We start from the raw sequence: 14,319 nt of genomic DNA, 5'->3' as shown, positions 1-14,319 counted from the left end.
CAACGCAGACGATCGAGTCGTTCCGCTGGTCCGAGGGTGAGCTACCCTTAGCGTTCGGAACCGTTCGGTCCAGAGCCAACGCGCCGGATCTCCCATTCCAGTTCGACCCCGCTCTGCTCCCGCACGCGGTGCCTGACCTCCTCCCCGAGCTTCTCGATATCGGCCGCGCTCGCTCCGCCATGATTGACGAGGAAGTTGCAATGCAGCTCCGACACCTGGGCCGCGCCGCGGCGGAGGCCGCGGCAGCCGGCCCGGTCGACGAGTTCCCAGGCCTTCGCACCGGGCGGGTTCTTGAAGGTCGAGCCGCCGGTTCGGGTATTCACGGGCTGGGTCGCGGCGCGCTGGTCGGTGATCGCGCCCATCGCCGCCAGGATCGCGGCCGGATCGCCGGGACGGCCCTGGAACAGGGCTTCGGTGAAGATCAGCGTCTCCGGAACGCCGCAATGCCGATAGGTGAAATGCATGTCGTCACGGGTGAGCGTCACCGCCCTGCCCTGCCGATCGAGCGCGCGCGCCTCGACGAGGACGTCGGCGGTCTCTCCGCCATAGGCGCCGCCATTCATCCGCAAGGCGCCGCCGATGGCCCCCGGGATGCCGCGCAGGAAGGTAAGCCCGTCGATGCCGGCCTCCGCTGCCGCGCGCGCGACCTTCACATCCGGCGCGCCTGCGCCGGCCCGGACCCGGTGGCCGGTCAGGATCTCGACGGCGGCAAACGGCTTTCCGAGCCGGACCACGACCCCCACGACACCGCCGTCGCGCACGAGGAGGTTCGAGCCGAGCCCGACCACGAGAATCGGGATGTCCTCGGGGCAGCGCGCGAGAAAGAGCGCGAGATCGGCCTCGTCGGCCGGCGTGAACAGCAATTCGGCCGGCCCGCCCGCCCGGAACCACGAGAGCGGCGCCATGGGCGCATCCGGTTCGAGCGATCCGCGCAGGCCCGGGATGGCGGCCCGGAGGTCGGCGGCGAGCGCGCCCTGTCCCCCCTCTCTTGGTCGGGACCGAAGAATGTTCACGCCTCGATGTATTCCGCACGACTGGTAGGACGCGGAACGGGAACCCCGTCCTCGGCCATTCCCTCGAGATGGAAGCGCATGGCTTCGCGAATTTCCTGCTCGACCACATCGATCGTCCGACCGGTCGCGATGCAGCCCGGGAGGTCCGGAACATAGGCGGAGTAACCCTCGCCCGCCTCCTCGATGACGACAGCGTAGCGCATCACCGTCTCCCTTCCGGCTCGAGGCCGGCCTGTTTCAGGATGCTGCCCAATGTTCCCGGCGCGATATCGGTCGGACGGTTTTCCGGCGATCGTGACCGTCCCGGCTGGTCCGGGTGCTTGTACTGCCTGTGGCTGCCGCGGGTTGCAACGAGATACCAGCCCTCGCCCTCGATCCGACGCATGACGTCCCGGACCCTCACGCCAGCCTACGTCAGCGCCCTCATCCGCCCGCCGTTACGCCGCCTCTGCCGCGCCGAGGCCTGCGAGTTCGCCCGGAAGCGCGTAGGCCCATTGCGTGATGTTGCCGGCGCCCAGGAAGACGACGTAGTCGCCGGGCTTGGCCTGCCCTCGGACGATGCCGGCCAGGTCCTCGGAACGCTCGAGCGCCATGGTGTTGCGATGGCCGCGCGACTTCAATCCCGAGACGAGACCGTCTCGGTCGGCACCCGGGATCGGCAGCTCGCCGGCCGCGTAAACGGGCGCCACGATGACCGTGTCGGCGTCGTTGAAGCAGGTGCAGAAATCCTCGAACAGGGAGGACAGCCGGGTGTAGCGGTGCGGCTGCACGATCGCGACCACCTGCCCGTCGGTCGAGGCGCGGGCCGCCCGCAGCACGGCCGCGATCTCGACAGGATGATGGCCGTAATCGTCGAAGATCTCGACCCCGTTCCACTCGCCGGTGCGGGTGAAGCGGCGCTTCACCCCGCCGAAGCCGGCGATGCCCTTGCGGATGTTGTCCGGCGAGATGCCGAGCTCGTGCGCGACCGCGATCGCGGCGGTCGCGTTCAGGGCGTTGTGCTTGCCCGGCATCGGCATCTCGAGCCCGTCGAGCTCGAGCCGGTAACCGGGCCTCCGGTCGCGGATCAGCACGCGGAAGCGGCTGCGGCCACCCCTCTGGTCGATGTCGATCAGCCGGACGTCGGCCTGCGGGTTCTCGCCGTAGGTGATGACCCGGCGATCCTCGATCCGGCCGACCATGTCCTGCACCACCGGATGGTCGATGCACATGACGGCAAAGCCGTAGAACGGGATGTTGTCGATGAAGGACCGGAAGGCATCCTTGATCGCGTCGAAGGAGCCGAAATGGTCAAGATGCTCCGGATCGATATTCGTCACGATGGCGACGTCGGCCGGCAGCTTCAGGAAGGTGCCGTCGGATTCGTCCGCCTCGACCACCATCCAGTCGCCCGTGCCCATGCGGGCGTTGGTGCCGTAGGCGTTGATGATGCCGCCGTTGATCACGGTCGGGTCCATCCCGCCGGCATCGAGGAGCGTGGCAACGAGCGAGGTCGTCGTGGTCTTGCCGTGGGTGCCGGCGATCGCGACGCAGCTCTTGAAGCGCATCAGCTCGGCCAGCATCTCGGCGCGGCGGACGACCGGCAGACGCTTTTCGCGCGCCATCGTGAGTTCGGGGTTGTTGCGCTTGATGGCGGTCGACACGACGACAACCGCGGCGCCGTCGACGTTCGAAGCCTCGTGGCCGATGAACGTTTTCACGCCCTTCTCGGCGAGGCGGCGAACATTGTAATTGTCAGCCGCGTCAGAGCCCTGCACCGTGTAGCCGAGATTGTGCATCACCTCGGCGATGCCCGACATGCCGATGCCGCCGAGGCCGATGAAGTGGATGGGGCCGAGCTTCGGGGGCAGTTTCATGAGGGTCTTCCTGACATCGTCATATCCCGGCGCCCCCTTGCTGATCGCCCGGAACCGGGATCTTGCCGAGGCTCAGGACGATCGCGGCGAGGCGCTCCGCCGCGTCGGTGACGCCGGCGCTCTTCGCCGCCGCCGCAGCCCGGGTCAAGCCGGAGGGGTCGGCGAGGCGGGCCGCGATCTCGGCCGCGAGGCGCTCCGGCGTGAAGTCGGGCTGCGTAATCAGGGTCGCGGCGCCGATCTCGGCCAGCGTGCCGGCGTTGGCGGCCTGGTCCTGGTCGAGCGCACCCGGCAGGGGCACGAGGATCGCCGGCCGGCCGATGGCCGCGAGTTCCGCGACCGTGGAGGCCCCCGACCGCGAGACGACGAGATGCGCGTCCCCCATCCGGCGAGGCAGGTCGGCGAAGAAGGGGACCACCTCGGCCGAGATCCCGGCCTCGGCATAGGCGAGGCGCACGGTCTCGAAATCCTCCGGCCTCGCCTGCTGCGCGACCCGGAGCCGTTCCCGTGATGCCGCCGGCAGCGAGGCGAGTGCGGCCGGCACGATCTCGCTCATCACCCTGGCGCCCTGGCTTCCGCCGAACACGAGAAGGCGAAGCTCCCCGTCGGGGCTCGGCTCCGAATAGGGGATGCGGGCCGCCTCGACGACGGCCGGACGGATCGGGTTGCCGGTGTGATAGCGCTTGCCGGCCAGCCCGTCCGGGATGCCCCGCACGATCTGGAACCCGGTCGCGATGGCGGTCACACGTCCGAGCAGGAAGCGGTTGGCGCGTCCGACGACGCCGTTCTGCTCGTGGATGAGGGTCGGGATCTGCAGGATGGTGGCGGCGAAGACGGGCGGCACGCTCGGGTAGCCGCCGAACCCGACGAGGCAGGCCGGGCGGTCGGCCCGGAGCGCCGACAGCGCCCGCATCACGCCCCGTCCGAGCTTCAGCGCCGCGAAACCCTTGGACAGGATCGAGCCGCCGGAAGGGGTTGCGGCCGGGATCTCCATGACGCGTTCGGCCGGGAAGGTGCGGGCGATCTCGTCGACCCGCCCATCCGTCGCGAGGGCCACCCGGGCGCCGAGGCGGTTCAGCACCACGGCCAGGGCTTCCGCCGGGAAGAGATGCCCGCCCGTGCCGCCGGCCGCGATGACGACGAGCGGAGCCCGTGCCGTCACGGTCTCGTCCGCTGCAGCCGGTCCAGCATCTCGGCCCGGGGCCGCCTTCGGGTCAGCGCGATCAGGAAGCCCATGCCGAGCGCGAGCGAGAGCAGGGACGAGCCACCATAGGAGACGAAGGGAAGCGTCATGCCTTTCGCCGGCATCAGATGAACGTTGACCATCATGTTGATGCAGGCCTGGAGGCCGAACATCAGGACGAGGCCGGTCACGGCGAGGCGGATGAAGGTGTCCTCGCTGCGGTGCGCGAGCGCGAGACCGCGGAGCACGATGAAGGCGAACAGCGCGAGCACCGCGAGGCAGACGACGATGCCGAATTCCTCGCCCGTCACCGAGAAGATGAAGTCGGTATGGGCGTCCGGCAGGACGCGCTTGATGGTCCCCTCGCCCGGGCCGCGGCCGAGCCAGCCACCCTTGGTGAAACTGTCGAGCGCGGTCGCGACCTGGAAGCTGTCGCCGGAATCCTTGCTCATGAAGCGCTCGAACCGGTCGCGCACGTGCGGCAGGAGCTTGTAGGCCAGCCCGACCCCGACCATGCCGAAGCCACCGAGGCCGACGACCCACAGCCAATGCAGGCCGGCCACGAAGAAGAGGCCGCACCAGGTGATCGCGATCAGCATCGTCTGGCCGAAATCCGGCTGCAGGATCAGCGGCGCGATCGTCGCAGGCAGAAGCAGGAGGGCGAGCAGCGCGCCCGGCATGTCCCGGCGCCGGGCGCCTTCGGAGAAGGCCCAGGCGGCCAGGATGACGAAGGCCGGCTTCACGAATTCGGACGGCTGGATGCCGAGCGGCCCGAACTGGATCCAGCGATGCGCGCCCTTGATCTCGGGTCCGAAATGGAGGGCGAGAACGCAGAGCGCGATGGCCGCCACGTAGACGAGAAGAGCCAGCCGGCGCACGAGCCGCAGCGGCAGGAACGAGACCGCGACGAGGATCATGACCGCCGGTATCAGGTAGAGAACCTGCCGGTTCACGAAATGGAAGGGCGAGAGACCCAATCGCTCGGCCACCGGCGGCCCGCCCGCCATCAGAAAGACGAGACCCGCCAACATCAGGGCGCCGAGCGCGGCCAGGAGGGTCCGGTCGACCGTCCAGAGCCAGTCGCCGACAAAGGTCCGTTCAGCGCGCGAGGACATGGGTCAGCCCTTCAGGGTGATGCCGGGCAGAGCCCGGACCAGATCGCGGAAATGGTCGCCGCGGCGCTCGAAATTCGGATATTGGTCGTAGGACGCGCAGGCGGGCGAGAGCAGGATCACGGGCTCGTCGAGGCCGGAGGCCGCGGCGTCCGCGGCGGCGGCCGAGACGGCCCGGTCCAGCGTGCCGCAATGCAGGTAGGGCGCGGCACCCTCCAGCGTCGCGGCGAAGTCCGGGGCCGCGTCGCCGATCAGGTAGGCCTTGGCGACGCGCGGGAAATACGCGGCGAGCGGGGCGATGCCGCCCTCCTTCGGCCGGCCGCCGAGAATCCAGAAAACGTCGTCGAAGGAGGCGAGCGCCTTCTCAGCGGAATCGGCATTCGTCGCCTTCGAGTCGTTCACGAATACCGCCGTGCCGATCCGTCCGACCTCTTCCATTCGATGGTGCAGGCCCGGGAAGGTCGCGAGTGCCGCGACGACGCTCTCCTCCTCGGCCCCGAGCGCGTCGGCGACGGCCAAAGCCACGGCAGCGTTCTGGGCGTTGTGCACCCCGCGAAGCGAGCCGATCCCCTTCAATTCGGCGACCTTGCGGGTGGTCGTGCCCCGGGTCGCGAAGACGCGCGAGCCTTCGTAATGGTAGCCATCGGCCGGCAGCATATCTTCGGCGATGGCGACGACCGGACGGCCGCTCGCCGCGCGCCGGTCGTAGATCGCCCGGCTCGGGGCGTCGTCGATCACGACGATCGCGGTCTCGGCGCCCGCGACCAGGCGCTCCTTGATGGCCGCGTAACGCTCCATGCTGCCATGCCGGTCGAGATGATCCGGCGAGATGTTCATCAGCACGCCGACGCTCGGCGCCAACGACGGCGTGAGGTCGATCTGGAACGAGGACATCTCGATCACGTGGACGCGCTCGTCCCCAGGAGGGGCGAGCGACAGGATGGCCGTGCCGATATTGCCGCCCATCTGAACGTCGGCCCCGGCTTCGCGCAGAAGGTGGGCGACGAGGGCGGTCGTCGTCGACTTGCCGTTCGTGCCGGTGATCGCGACGAAGGGTGCGTCCGGAGCGATCTTCGCCCGCTCGCGGCAGAAGAGCTCGATGTCGCCGATGACCTCGATCCCGGAGGCTTTCGCCCGCTCGACGGTCCAATGCGGGGCCGGATGGGTCAGCGGCACGCCCGGCGCCAGGACCAGGGCCGCGAGGCGCGACCAATCCTCCTCCCGGAGCTCGGCCGTCGGAACCCCCTCCCCGGCGGCCCTTCCGACGCTCGCCGGATCGTCGTCGAAGGCGACGAGGTCGGCTCCGCCGGCCTGGAGGGCGAGCGCTGTCGCAAGCCCCGAGCCGCCGAGCCCGAACAGCGCGACGCGCCGCCCCGCAAAGGTCGTGACGGGGGTCACGGCAATGGGCCTCTCGCCGCGTCCATCACCGGAGCTTCAGCGTGGATAGCCCGACCAGGGCCAGCAAAGCGGCGATGATCCAGAAGCGGATCACGACCTGCGACTCGGTCCAGCCGATCTGTTCGAAATGGTGATGGATAGGAGCCATCCGGAAGAAGCGCTTTCCGGTCGCCTTGAAATATCCGACCTGGATGAAGACCGAGAGGGCCTCGACCACAAACAAACCTCCGACGATCGCGAGCACGACCTCGTGCTTGGTCGCGATCGCCGTCGTGCCGAGAAGGCCGCCGAGTGCGAGCGACCCCGTGTCACCCATGAAGACCTGGGCCGGGGGCGCATTGAACCAGAGGAAGCCGAGGCCCGCTCCGAGGAGCGCCCCGCACAGGACCGCGAGTTCGCCGGTCCCGGGCACGAAGCGGATCTGGAGATAGTTGGCGAAGATCGCGTTGCCGGCCAGATAGGCGATGAAGCCGAAGGTCGCGCCGGCAATCATCACGGGCACGATCGCGAGACCGTCGAGGCCGTCGGTCAGGTTCACGGCATTGCCGGCGCCCACGATCACGAAGGCTCCGAAGGCGATGTAGAACCAGCCGAAATCAAGGAGCAGGTCCTTGAAGAAGGGCACCGATAGCTTGTTCGACAGGCCGGGCGTCGCGATGAAGGCGATGGCCGTGCAGGCGATGAGCCCGATCAGGATCTCGAGCGTGAGCCGGCCCTTGCCGGAAAAACCCGCATGGGATTGTTTCGTGACCTTGAGAAAGTCGTCGTAGAAGCCGATCGCCCCGAAACCGAGCATCACCAGTACCACGACCCAGACATAGAGGTTGCGCGGGTCGGCCCAGAGCACGGTTGCGACGAGGAGCCCGGCGAGGATCATCAGCCCGCCCATCGTGGGGGTGCCGCGCTTCGTCAGGAGATGGGATTGCGGGCCGTCCTCGCGGATGGGCTGGCCTTTGCCTTGCCGGATGCGGAGCGAGGAGATCGCCGCCGGTCCGAGCCAGAACACGAAGAGGAGCGCGGTCGCGACCGCCCCCGCCGTCCGGAAGGTGATGTAGCGAAAGACGTTGAGCGGCGAAAAGTAGCCGTTGAGGTCGGCCAGGAAAATCAGCATGTCAGGTCCTGGCCGTAGCGGCGCGTGCGTCGGCGGCGGGCGCGCGGAAACGTGACGCGAGCGCGGCGGCGATCTTCGACACGAGAGTCGATTTCGAGCCCTTGACCATCACGACGTCGCCGCCCCGGACCGCGCCGACGACGTGCCGCTCAAGCGCCCCGGCGTCGTCGGCATAGGCGCCGCGCAGCCGCTCGGGCAACGCGTCCCATAAGCGGCGCGTGAGGGGGCCGGCCGCGAAGACGAGATCGGCGCCGGACGCCACGACCGAACCGGCGAGCGCCAGGTGGGCGGCCGGGCCGGTTTCCCCGAGCTCGCCCATATCGGCCAGCACCGCGATGCGGCGGCCGCCGGGAGGCACGTGGCAGAGGGCCAGCGTTTCGAGGGCGGCCCGCATGGAGGCCGGGTTGGCGTTGAAGCTCTCGTCGATCAGGACGAACTCGCCCGAAGGCGCGAAGAGTTGCAAACGCTCGCCGCGGCCGGCCGGCGGCGTGAGGCCGGCATAGGCGGAGGCCGCCCGGCCGATGTCGAGGCCGAGCGCGGCCGCGCAGGCGAGGACCGCAAGAGAATTCTGGGCGACATGCCGTCCCGCCATCCCGATCCGGTAGGCGACGCGGCGGCCGAGCACGTCGGCCTCGACCATGGAGGAATCCGGCCCGGCCGAAATCCGGACCGCCCGCACGTCGGCCTTCCCATTCTCGCCGAAGCCGATGATCCGGCCGGCGGCCGAAGCCCCTGCATGGGCCGCGAGGCGGTCGAAGAAGGGGCTGTCCCGGGTGATGACCGCGACCCCGCCCGTCTCCACGCCCGAAAAGATCTCGCCCTTCGCATCCGCGATCCCGCTGACCGAGCGGAAGTGGGCGATGTGGACGGGCTCGACCGTGGTCACGACCGCGACATGGGGCCGGACCATCGCGGTGAGCGGCAGGATCTCGCTCGGATGGTTCATGCCGATCTCGAACACGCCGAACTCGGCATCGCGCGGCATGCGGGCGAGCGTGACCGGCACGCCCCAGTGATTGTTGAAGGAGGCCGTCGCGGCATGAGTCCGGCCGAAGCCTGAGAGGACGAGCCGCAACGCCTCCTTGGTGCCGGTCTTCCCGACCGAGCCCGTTACGGCAACGATCCGGGCGCGGCTCCGCGCCCGCGCCATGCAGCCGAGATCCTGAAGCGCCGTCAGGGTGTCGGAGACGGCGACCAGAGGACCGGCATCGGTGAACTCGCCCGCGCGCGCTTCGGCGACCACGGCGGCCGATGCCCCCCTTTCGAGGGCGCCGCGGACGTGGTCATGCCCGTCGCTCGCCACGCCACGGATCGCGAAGAAGAGGTCGCCCGGGACGAGGGTGCGGGAATCGATCGAGATGCCGGTCGCCGGCTTCGCCACGCCGACGAGCCGGGCTGTCGGGAGCGCCGCCAGCTCGTCCAGCGTCCAGAGGGGTTGCAGGCTCACGCGGCGATCTCCCGGATGGCCGTCCGCACGGCATCATGATCCGAGAACGGCAGGGTCCGGTCGCCCACGATCTGGCCGGTTTCATGACCCTTGCCGGCAACGACGAGAACGTCGCCCGGTCCGAGGCCTCGCACGGCCGTCCGGATCGCCTCGCCGCGATCGGCGATCTCTCGGGCGCCGGGTGCGGCGGCGAGGATCTCGGCCCGGATCGCGGCCGGGTCTTCGCTCCGCGGATTGTCGTCGGTCACGACCACGGTGTCGGCGCCTCGCGCGGCGATCCCGCCCATGATCGGGCGCTTGCCGCGGTCGCGGTCGCCGCCGCAGCCGAACACGCAGACGAGCCGGCCGGAGGCAAAGGGCCGGAGCGTCGCGAGGACCTGTTCGAGGGCGTCCGGCTTATGGGCGTAGTCCACGATGGCCAGCGCCCCCCGGACCTCGCCGACCCGCTCCAGGCGGCCGGGAACGCCGGTGAGCCCCGACAGGCTTTCCAGGATTTCGGCAGGGTCGACATCCGGCAGCGTCGCCATGACGAGGCCGGCCGCCACCAGCGCGTTCTCCGCCTGGAAGCCCCCAACGAGGGGCAGGTCGACCGGCAGGTCCAGATGCGATCCGCCGCGCGGGCGGGCGATCCGAACCGTGAGGCGCTGGGCGAATCCGGCGCGGACCACATCGAGGAGCCGAAGCGCCTCGCCGTCGCGCCCGACCGTAACGAGACGAGCGCCATGGGCCGCGGCAGCGTCGACCACCCGCGCCGCCTCGGCGCCGTCCATGTTGACGACGACGGGGAGACCCGGGGCGAGCAACTCACGGAACAGCCGGAGCTTCGCCTCGAGATACGCCTCGAGCGTCTCGTGATAATCGAGATGGTCGCGGCCGAGATTGGTGAAGGCCGCCGCCGCGAGCCGGACGCCGTCGAGCCGGCGCTGCTCGATCCCGTGCGACGAGGCTTCCATGGCGAGGTGGGTCACCCCGTCGGCCGCAAGTTCCTCGAGCTGGTAGTGCAGCGTGATCGGGTCTGGCGTGGTAAGCGAGCCGTAATCGGCGCCGCGCGAAGTCACGATCCCGAGCGTGCCGAGGCTCGCGCTCTCGCGTCCCTGGGCCGCGAAAAGCTGCCGCGTGAAATCCGCGACCGAGCTCTTCCCGCTCGTGCCCGTCACGGCGACGATCGTCCCGGGCTGGCCGGGATGAAGCCGCGCGGCCGCGAGCGCCAGCGCCCGCCGGGCGTCGCCGACGCGGATATACGGCACTTCGGGGAAGAGGGTTGGCGGTCGCTCGACCTCGCCCACGATCGCCGTCGCGCCGCGCGCCAGTGCATCGGCGATGAAAGCCGCGCCGTTGGCCTTCGTCCCGGGCACCGCCACGAAGGCGAAGCCTTCGGCGACGCCGCGGCTGTCGGCCGCGATGCCGGCGATCGGCAGCGCTTCGCCCTCCGGCCCGGTCTCGGGGAAGAGCTCTGAAAGGGTGGCGGTCCGGCCCTGTGTCATGCCGATGTCTACACGGTTGGTATCCGGATGGCTTCCCCCGGGCAGGCGCGAGCCGACCGTCCCCGGGTGAGATGCCGGGAGAACACGATCTCGCGCCAGCCGGACGTCCATCAGCGCGTGCCCCAGGCGCCGAGCTTGGCCATCAGCGGGAAGGGATTGGCGGGCGGGTCGAAACGGGGCGGGATCGACAGCATCGGGGCGATGCGCTCGAGGATGCGGCCCGTCGACTCGCCGGCATTGTAGGCGGCCGTCGCGTAGCCGCCGTCGCCGGGCGCGGGCTGGGGCTCGTCATAGACGGTGACAAAGAGGTAGCGGGGCTGGTCCGACGGGGTCACGGCCATGAAGGTCGTGAAGAGCCGGTTCTTCGAATAGCGGCCGCCGACGACCTTCTCGGCCGTGCCGGTCTTGCCGCCGACGAAATAGCCGGCGAGCGCCGCCTTCGAGGCCGAGCCCTTCACGGCGTTGAGCCGCATGATGTAGCGCAGGGCCTCGCTCGTCTCCGGCTTGATCACCCGAGTGGCGCCGGCCTTGGCTTCGGCCTCCTCGCGCTTCAGGAAGGTCGGGGTCATCAGGTAGCCGCCGTTCATGAGCGCGCCGACCGCGGCCGCGGCCTGCATCGGGGCGACCGCGACGCCGTGCCCGAACGCGATCGTGATCGTGTTGAGCTCGCCCCATTTGGCCGGCACGATCGGCATCGCGCTCTCGGGCAGCTCGGTCTTCATGCGGTCGAGCTGGCCCATCTTGCGCAGGAAGGCCTTGTGACCCTCGACGCCGACGGCGAGCGCCATCTTGGCGGTGCCGATATTCGAGGAGTGGATGAAGATCTCCGGCACCGTCATGACGCGGCGCTGGGCGTGGTAATCCCCGATCGAGAAGCGGCCATATTGCAGCTTCGAGCGGGCGTCGAAGCTCGAGTTGATGTTGGCCTTTCCAGAATCGAGCGCCATGGCGACCGTGAGCGCCTTGAAGGTCGAGCCCATCTCGTAGACGCCGACGATCATCCGGTTGATCCGGTCCTTCTCCAGCGCGTCCACCGGGTTGTTCGGGTCGAAATCCGGCAGCGAGACGAGCGAGACCACCTCGCCGGTCGTCACGTCGAGCAGCATGGAGGCAGCGGCCTTGGCCCGGAAATGGGCGATTCCCTGCACGAGCTCGTCCCGCATCGCGTGCTGGATTCGCAGGTCCATCGAGAGATAGACGGGCTTCAGATCGGTGGACGTCCGGGCGAAGCCGAGGCCGTTCAGGTCCTGCAGGCCCTGGGTGTCGATGTATTTCTCGATGCCGGCGATGCCGACATTGTCGATATTGGCGAAGCCGACAATGTGGGCCCCGGCGACGCCGTTCGGGTAGACGCGCTTCGATTCCGGGACGAAGCCCACGCCCGGGATGCCGAGCCGGTGGACCTCGGCCTGCTGCTTCGGGGTCGCCTCGCGCTTCACCCAGACGAAGCCGCGCTTCTTGTTCAGCTTGGCCCGGAGTTCGGCCGCGTTGAGGTCGGGCAGGACGGCGGTCAGGAGTTCGACGGCCTCGTCCTTGTCGATGATGTTCCGAGGCTCGGCGAAGATCGAGACGGTGCGGACGTCGGTCGCCAGCACCTCGCCGTTGCGATCGAGGATGTCGGGCCGCGAGGCGACGCTGGCACTCGACGCGAACCGCCGGATGCTCTCCTGCTCGACCGGCGCAACCGCAAGATAGACGAGTCGCCCGCTGATCGTCGCGAACAGGGCCGCGAAGGCTCCGCCGACGAGGATCACCCGGCCGGCGCTCTTGTCGAGTCTGAGCCGGAACATGGCGCGCACGCCGCCGACCAGGCGACGCCCGAGCGGGGCGCGGGGCTCCGCCTCCGGCAGGTCGTCCACGACCTCGTGCTCCACGCCGTCGGCCTCGTAGGGGTCGCGATGGGTCTCGACCGACATGTCGGGTTACCTCGCCGAGGGCTTGGAAGACGTATTGGGCTCGGCCGGCTTGGCCTTGGCGGATTTCGCCGCCGGCCGGTTCTTCGACAGGGCGTCGAGCTTGGCGCCGATCGGGTCGACGCGGCTCGGCGAACCGCCTTTCAGGCTTCCGGTCGTGCCGGGCTCGACACCGAGGGTCTCGAGTTTCGCTCCGATCGCATCGCCCTTGGAGGGCTTTGCGGGGAGATCCGAGAGCCGTACGAGCTGGGCGATCCCCATCGGCTTCAGATCGAGATGCCGGTCGACCATCCGCTGCAGCCGGTCCGGTCGGGTGAGCAGCGCCCATTCCGCCTTGGCGACGGCGATGGCCTCGCGCTCCCGGTCGCGCTTGGCCTTCGTCTTCACCAGGGTCTCGGCGTAGTAGAGGGTCTCGTATTTCGTCGAGTACGCGTAGGCGGCCGACGCGATCAGCATCGTGATCGCGACGAGGTGCAGGAGGCGGATCACCGGGCGCCTCCCGACCGGGTCGAACCCGGAAGGCCTGCTGCCGCCGCGAGGTCGGCGAGCGGGGCGAGCGGCGGGGCCGCGGTCCGGATCGCGGCCCTGAGCTTCGCCGACCGGGAGCGGGGATTGCGGGCCAGTTCGGCCTCTCCGGGAACGACGGGACCCCGGGTCGCGGGCTCGAAGGTCGGAACCGCCGGATCGGGCGACGGCATATGCCGCGAGCCGCGCGGGAGGCGGCTCGTGCGGGCCTGGAGAAACTGCTTGACGATGCGGTCTTCGAGCGAGTGGAAGGTCACGACCGCGAGCCGCCCCCCCGGCCGGAGCGCCCGCTCCGCGGCATGAAGCGCCTCGACGAGCTGGCCCAGTTCGTCGTTCACGGCGATCCGAAGCGCCTGGAAGGTGCGGGTCGCGGGATTGAAGCCGGGCTCCGCCCTGACATGCCGGGCCACCAACTCCGTGAGCTCGGCCGTCGTCCGGATCGGGGCACGCCGCCGCCGCTCGATGATGCCGCGGGCGATGGCGCGGGAGCGGCGCTCCTCGCCGTAGCGGTACAGGATCGTGGCGAGCTCGGCCTCCGGCGCCTCGTTGACGAGGTCGGCCGCGCTCGGGCCGGACCGTTCCATGCGCATGTCGAGCGGCCCGTCCGTGCGAAACGAGAAGCCCCGCTCCGGCTCGTCGAGCTGCATCGAGGAGACCCCGATATCGAGGACGACGCCGTCGGGGGCCTCTGCTCCGGCATCAGCGGCGAGCTGGTCGAGAACACTGAACCGGCCGGGGACGAGCGTCAGCCTCCCCTCGAATGACGCTTCGAGCGTCGCACCCCGGGCGATCGCGTCGGGATCGCGGTCGATCGCCACGACCCGGGTCGCCGGATGAGCGGCGAGGAGGGCACGCGTGTAGCCGCCGGCCCCGAAGGTGCCGTCCACGAAGATGCCGCCCTCGGCGGCCCTGAGCGCCGAACAGATCTCGGCCAGGAGCACGGGAACATGAGGGGCCGGTCCGCCAGCGGCTTCGGCATGCAGGCCTCCGCCGCAACCCGTCATCATTCCCGCGCTCTCGGCGGTGATGAACTCATACTCGCCTCGCCATTCCGGCCGAGATTCCGTTTCAGCTCCCGCACGCGCTCCCGGGCCTCCTCGAGTTGCGCGCGGAACCGATCCGGCTGCCAGAGCTGGAATTTGTGACCCAGGCCCACGAAGGTGACCGCATCCGTCAGCCCTGCATGTGCCCTTACCGACTCCGTCACGCCGACGCGCCCCTCCGGATCGACCTTGAGGATCTCGCTCGTGCCGAACAAGGCCGTCGAGAGATGATCCCGC

General features: G+C 69.6%; 14 protein-coding genes. All 14 read right to left on the bottom strand.

Annotated elements, in window-relative coordinates; translation table 11 throughout:
- Nucleotides 1-47 precede the first annotated feature (47 nt).
- Nucleotides 48-1,013: a UDP-N-acetylmuramate dehydrogenase gene (gene murB, locus ACFE87_RS06055; RefSeq protein ID WP_375458723.1), complete on the bottom strand. Its 966-nt coding sequence runs from the start codon at nucleotides 1,011-1,013 to the stop codon at nucleotides 48-50.
- On the bottom strand, nucleotides 1,010-1,216 hold the full coding sequence (locus ACFE87_RS06050; protein WP_375458722.1) for a type II toxin-antitoxin system HicB family antitoxin: 207 nt from the start codon (nucleotides 1,214-1,216) through the stop codon (nucleotides 1,010-1,012). The genes murB and ACFE87_RS06050 overlap by 4 nt, the downstream gene beginning before the upstream one ends.
- Entirely contained in the window at nucleotides 1,216-1,398 is a 183-nt protein-coding gene (locus tag ACFE87_RS06045; RefSeq protein ID WP_375458721.1) for a type II toxin-antitoxin system HicA family toxin, read from the bottom strand. Before ACFE87_RS06045 ends, ACFE87_RS06050 begins: the two co-directional genes overlap by 1 nt.
- 52 nt (nucleotides 1,399-1,450) lie before the next feature.
- Complete coding sequence (gene murC / locus ACFE87_RS06040; protein WP_375458720.1) at nucleotides 1,451-2,869, bottom strand: UDP-N-acetylmuramate--L-alanine ligase; 1,419 nt, start codon at nucleotides 2,867-2,869, stop codon at nucleotides 1,451-1,453.
- Nucleotides 2,870-2,888: 19 nt separating this feature from the next.
- On the bottom strand, nucleotides 2,889-4,028 hold the full coding sequence (gene murG / locus ACFE87_RS06035) for an undecaprenyldiphospho-muramoylpentapeptide beta-N-acetylglucosaminyltransferase (RefSeq protein ID WP_375458719.1): 1,140 nt from the start codon (nucleotides 4,026-4,028) through the stop codon (nucleotides 2,889-2,891).
- Nucleotides 4,025-5,164 carry an FtsW/RodA/SpoVE family cell cycle protein gene (locus tag ACFE87_RS06030; RefSeq protein WP_375458718.1) on the bottom strand — a complete coding sequence of 380 codons (1,140 nt, stop codon included), beginning with the start codon at nucleotides 5,162-5,164 and terminating at the stop codon, nucleotides 4,025-4,027. Before ACFE87_RS06030 ends, murG begins: the two co-directional genes overlap by 4 nt.
- 3 nt (nucleotides 5,165-5,167) lie before the next feature.
- Nucleotides 5,168-6,559, bottom strand: a complete 1,392-nt coding sequence (gene murD / locus ACFE87_RS06025) for a UDP-N-acetylmuramoyl-L-alanine--D-glutamate ligase (RefSeq protein ID WP_375458717.1) — start codon at nucleotides 6,557-6,559, stop codon at nucleotides 5,168-5,170.
- Between the two features lie 25 nt (nucleotides 6,560-6,584).
- A complete protein-coding gene (gene mraY, locus ACFE87_RS06020; protein ID WP_375458716.1) occupies nucleotides 6,585-7,670 on the bottom strand; it encodes a phospho-N-acetylmuramoyl-pentapeptide-transferase in 1,086 nt (361 codons plus the stop codon).
- A 1-nt stretch (nucleotide 7,671) separates the two neighbouring features.
- Nucleotides 7,672-9,117, bottom strand: coding sequence for a UDP-N-acetylmuramoylalanyl-D-glutamyl-2,6-diaminopimelate--D-alanyl-D-alanine ligase (locus ACFE87_RS06015; RefSeq protein WP_375458715.1), 1,446 nt, complete (start codon nucleotides 9,115-9,117; stop codon nucleotides 7,672-7,674).
- Complete coding sequence (locus tag ACFE87_RS06010; protein ID WP_375458714.1) at nucleotides 9,114-10,601, bottom strand: UDP-N-acetylmuramoyl-L-alanyl-D-glutamate--2,6-diaminopimelate ligase; 1,488 nt, start codon at nucleotides 10,599-10,601, stop codon at nucleotides 9,114-9,116. The genes ACFE87_RS06015 and ACFE87_RS06010 overlap by 4 nt, the downstream gene beginning before the upstream one ends.
- Before the next feature lie 110 nt (nucleotides 10,602-10,711).
- Entirely contained in the window at nucleotides 10,712-12,517 is a 1,806-nt protein-coding gene (locus ACFE87_RS06005) for a peptidoglycan D,D-transpeptidase FtsI family protein (RefSeq protein ID WP_375458713.1), read from the bottom strand.
- A gap of 6 nt (nucleotides 12,518-12,523) precedes the next feature.
- Nucleotides 12,524-13,003 carry a hypothetical protein gene (locus tag ACFE87_RS06000; RefSeq protein WP_375458712.1) on the bottom strand — a complete coding sequence of 160 codons (480 nt, stop codon included), beginning with the start codon at nucleotides 13,001-13,003 and terminating at the stop codon, nucleotides 12,524-12,526.
- A complete protein-coding gene (gene rsmH / locus ACFE87_RS05995) occupies nucleotides 13,000-14,046 on the bottom strand; it encodes a 16S rRNA (cytosine(1402)-N(4))-methyltransferase RsmH (RefSeq protein ID WP_375458711.1) in 1,047 nt (348 codons plus the stop codon). The genes ACFE87_RS06000 and rsmH overlap by 4 nt, the downstream gene beginning before the upstream one ends.
- Nucleotides 14,043-14,319: division/cell wall cluster transcriptional repressor MraZ (locus ACFE87_RS05990; RefSeq protein ID WP_375458710.1), on the bottom strand; the 277-nt coding region annotated here is incomplete at its 5' end. The genes ACFE87_RS05990 and rsmH, both read right to left, overlap by 4 nt.

The organism is uncultured Enterovirga sp. (genome assembly GCF_964242715.1).
In the GTDB taxonomy this organism is placed as follows: Bacteria; Pseudomonadota; Alphaproteobacteria; order Rhizobiales; family Beijerinckiaceae; genus Enterovirga.
This window is presented reverse-complemented; position numbering and strand designations above follow the sequence as displayed.

Coding starts and splice junctions, on each gene's coding strand:
- mraY (WP_375458716.1), bottom strand. CDS start 7,670: ATGCTGATTTTCCTGGCCGACCTCAACGGCTACTTTTCGCCGCTCAAC.
- ACFE87_RS06005 (WP_375458713.1), bottom strand. CDS start 12,517: ATGTCGGTCGAGACCCATCGCGACCCCTACGAGGCCGACGGCGTGGAG.
- ACFE87_RS06045 (WP_375458721.1), bottom strand. CDS start 1,398: ATGCGTCGGATCGAGGGCGAGGGCTGGTATCTCGTTGCAACCCGCGGC.
- murC (WP_375458720.1), bottom strand. CDS start 2,869: ATGAAACTGCCCCCGAAGCTCGGCCCCATCCACTTCATCGGCCTCGGC.
- ACFE87_RS06050 (WP_375458722.1), bottom strand. CDS start 1,216: ATGCGCTACGCTGTCGTCATCGAGGAGGCGGGCGAGGGTTACTCCGCC.
- ACFE87_RS06010 (WP_375458714.1), bottom strand. CDS start 10,601: ATGACACAGGGCCGGACCGCCACCCTTTCAGAGCTCTTCCCCGAGACC.
- ACFE87_RS06030 (WP_375458718.1), bottom strand. CDS start 5,164: ATGTCCTCGCGCGCTGAACGGACCTTTGTCGGCGACTGGCTCTGGACG.
- rsmH (WP_375458711.1), bottom strand. CDS start 14,046: ATGATGACGGGTTGCGGCGGAGGCCTGCATGCCGAAGCCGCTGGCGGA.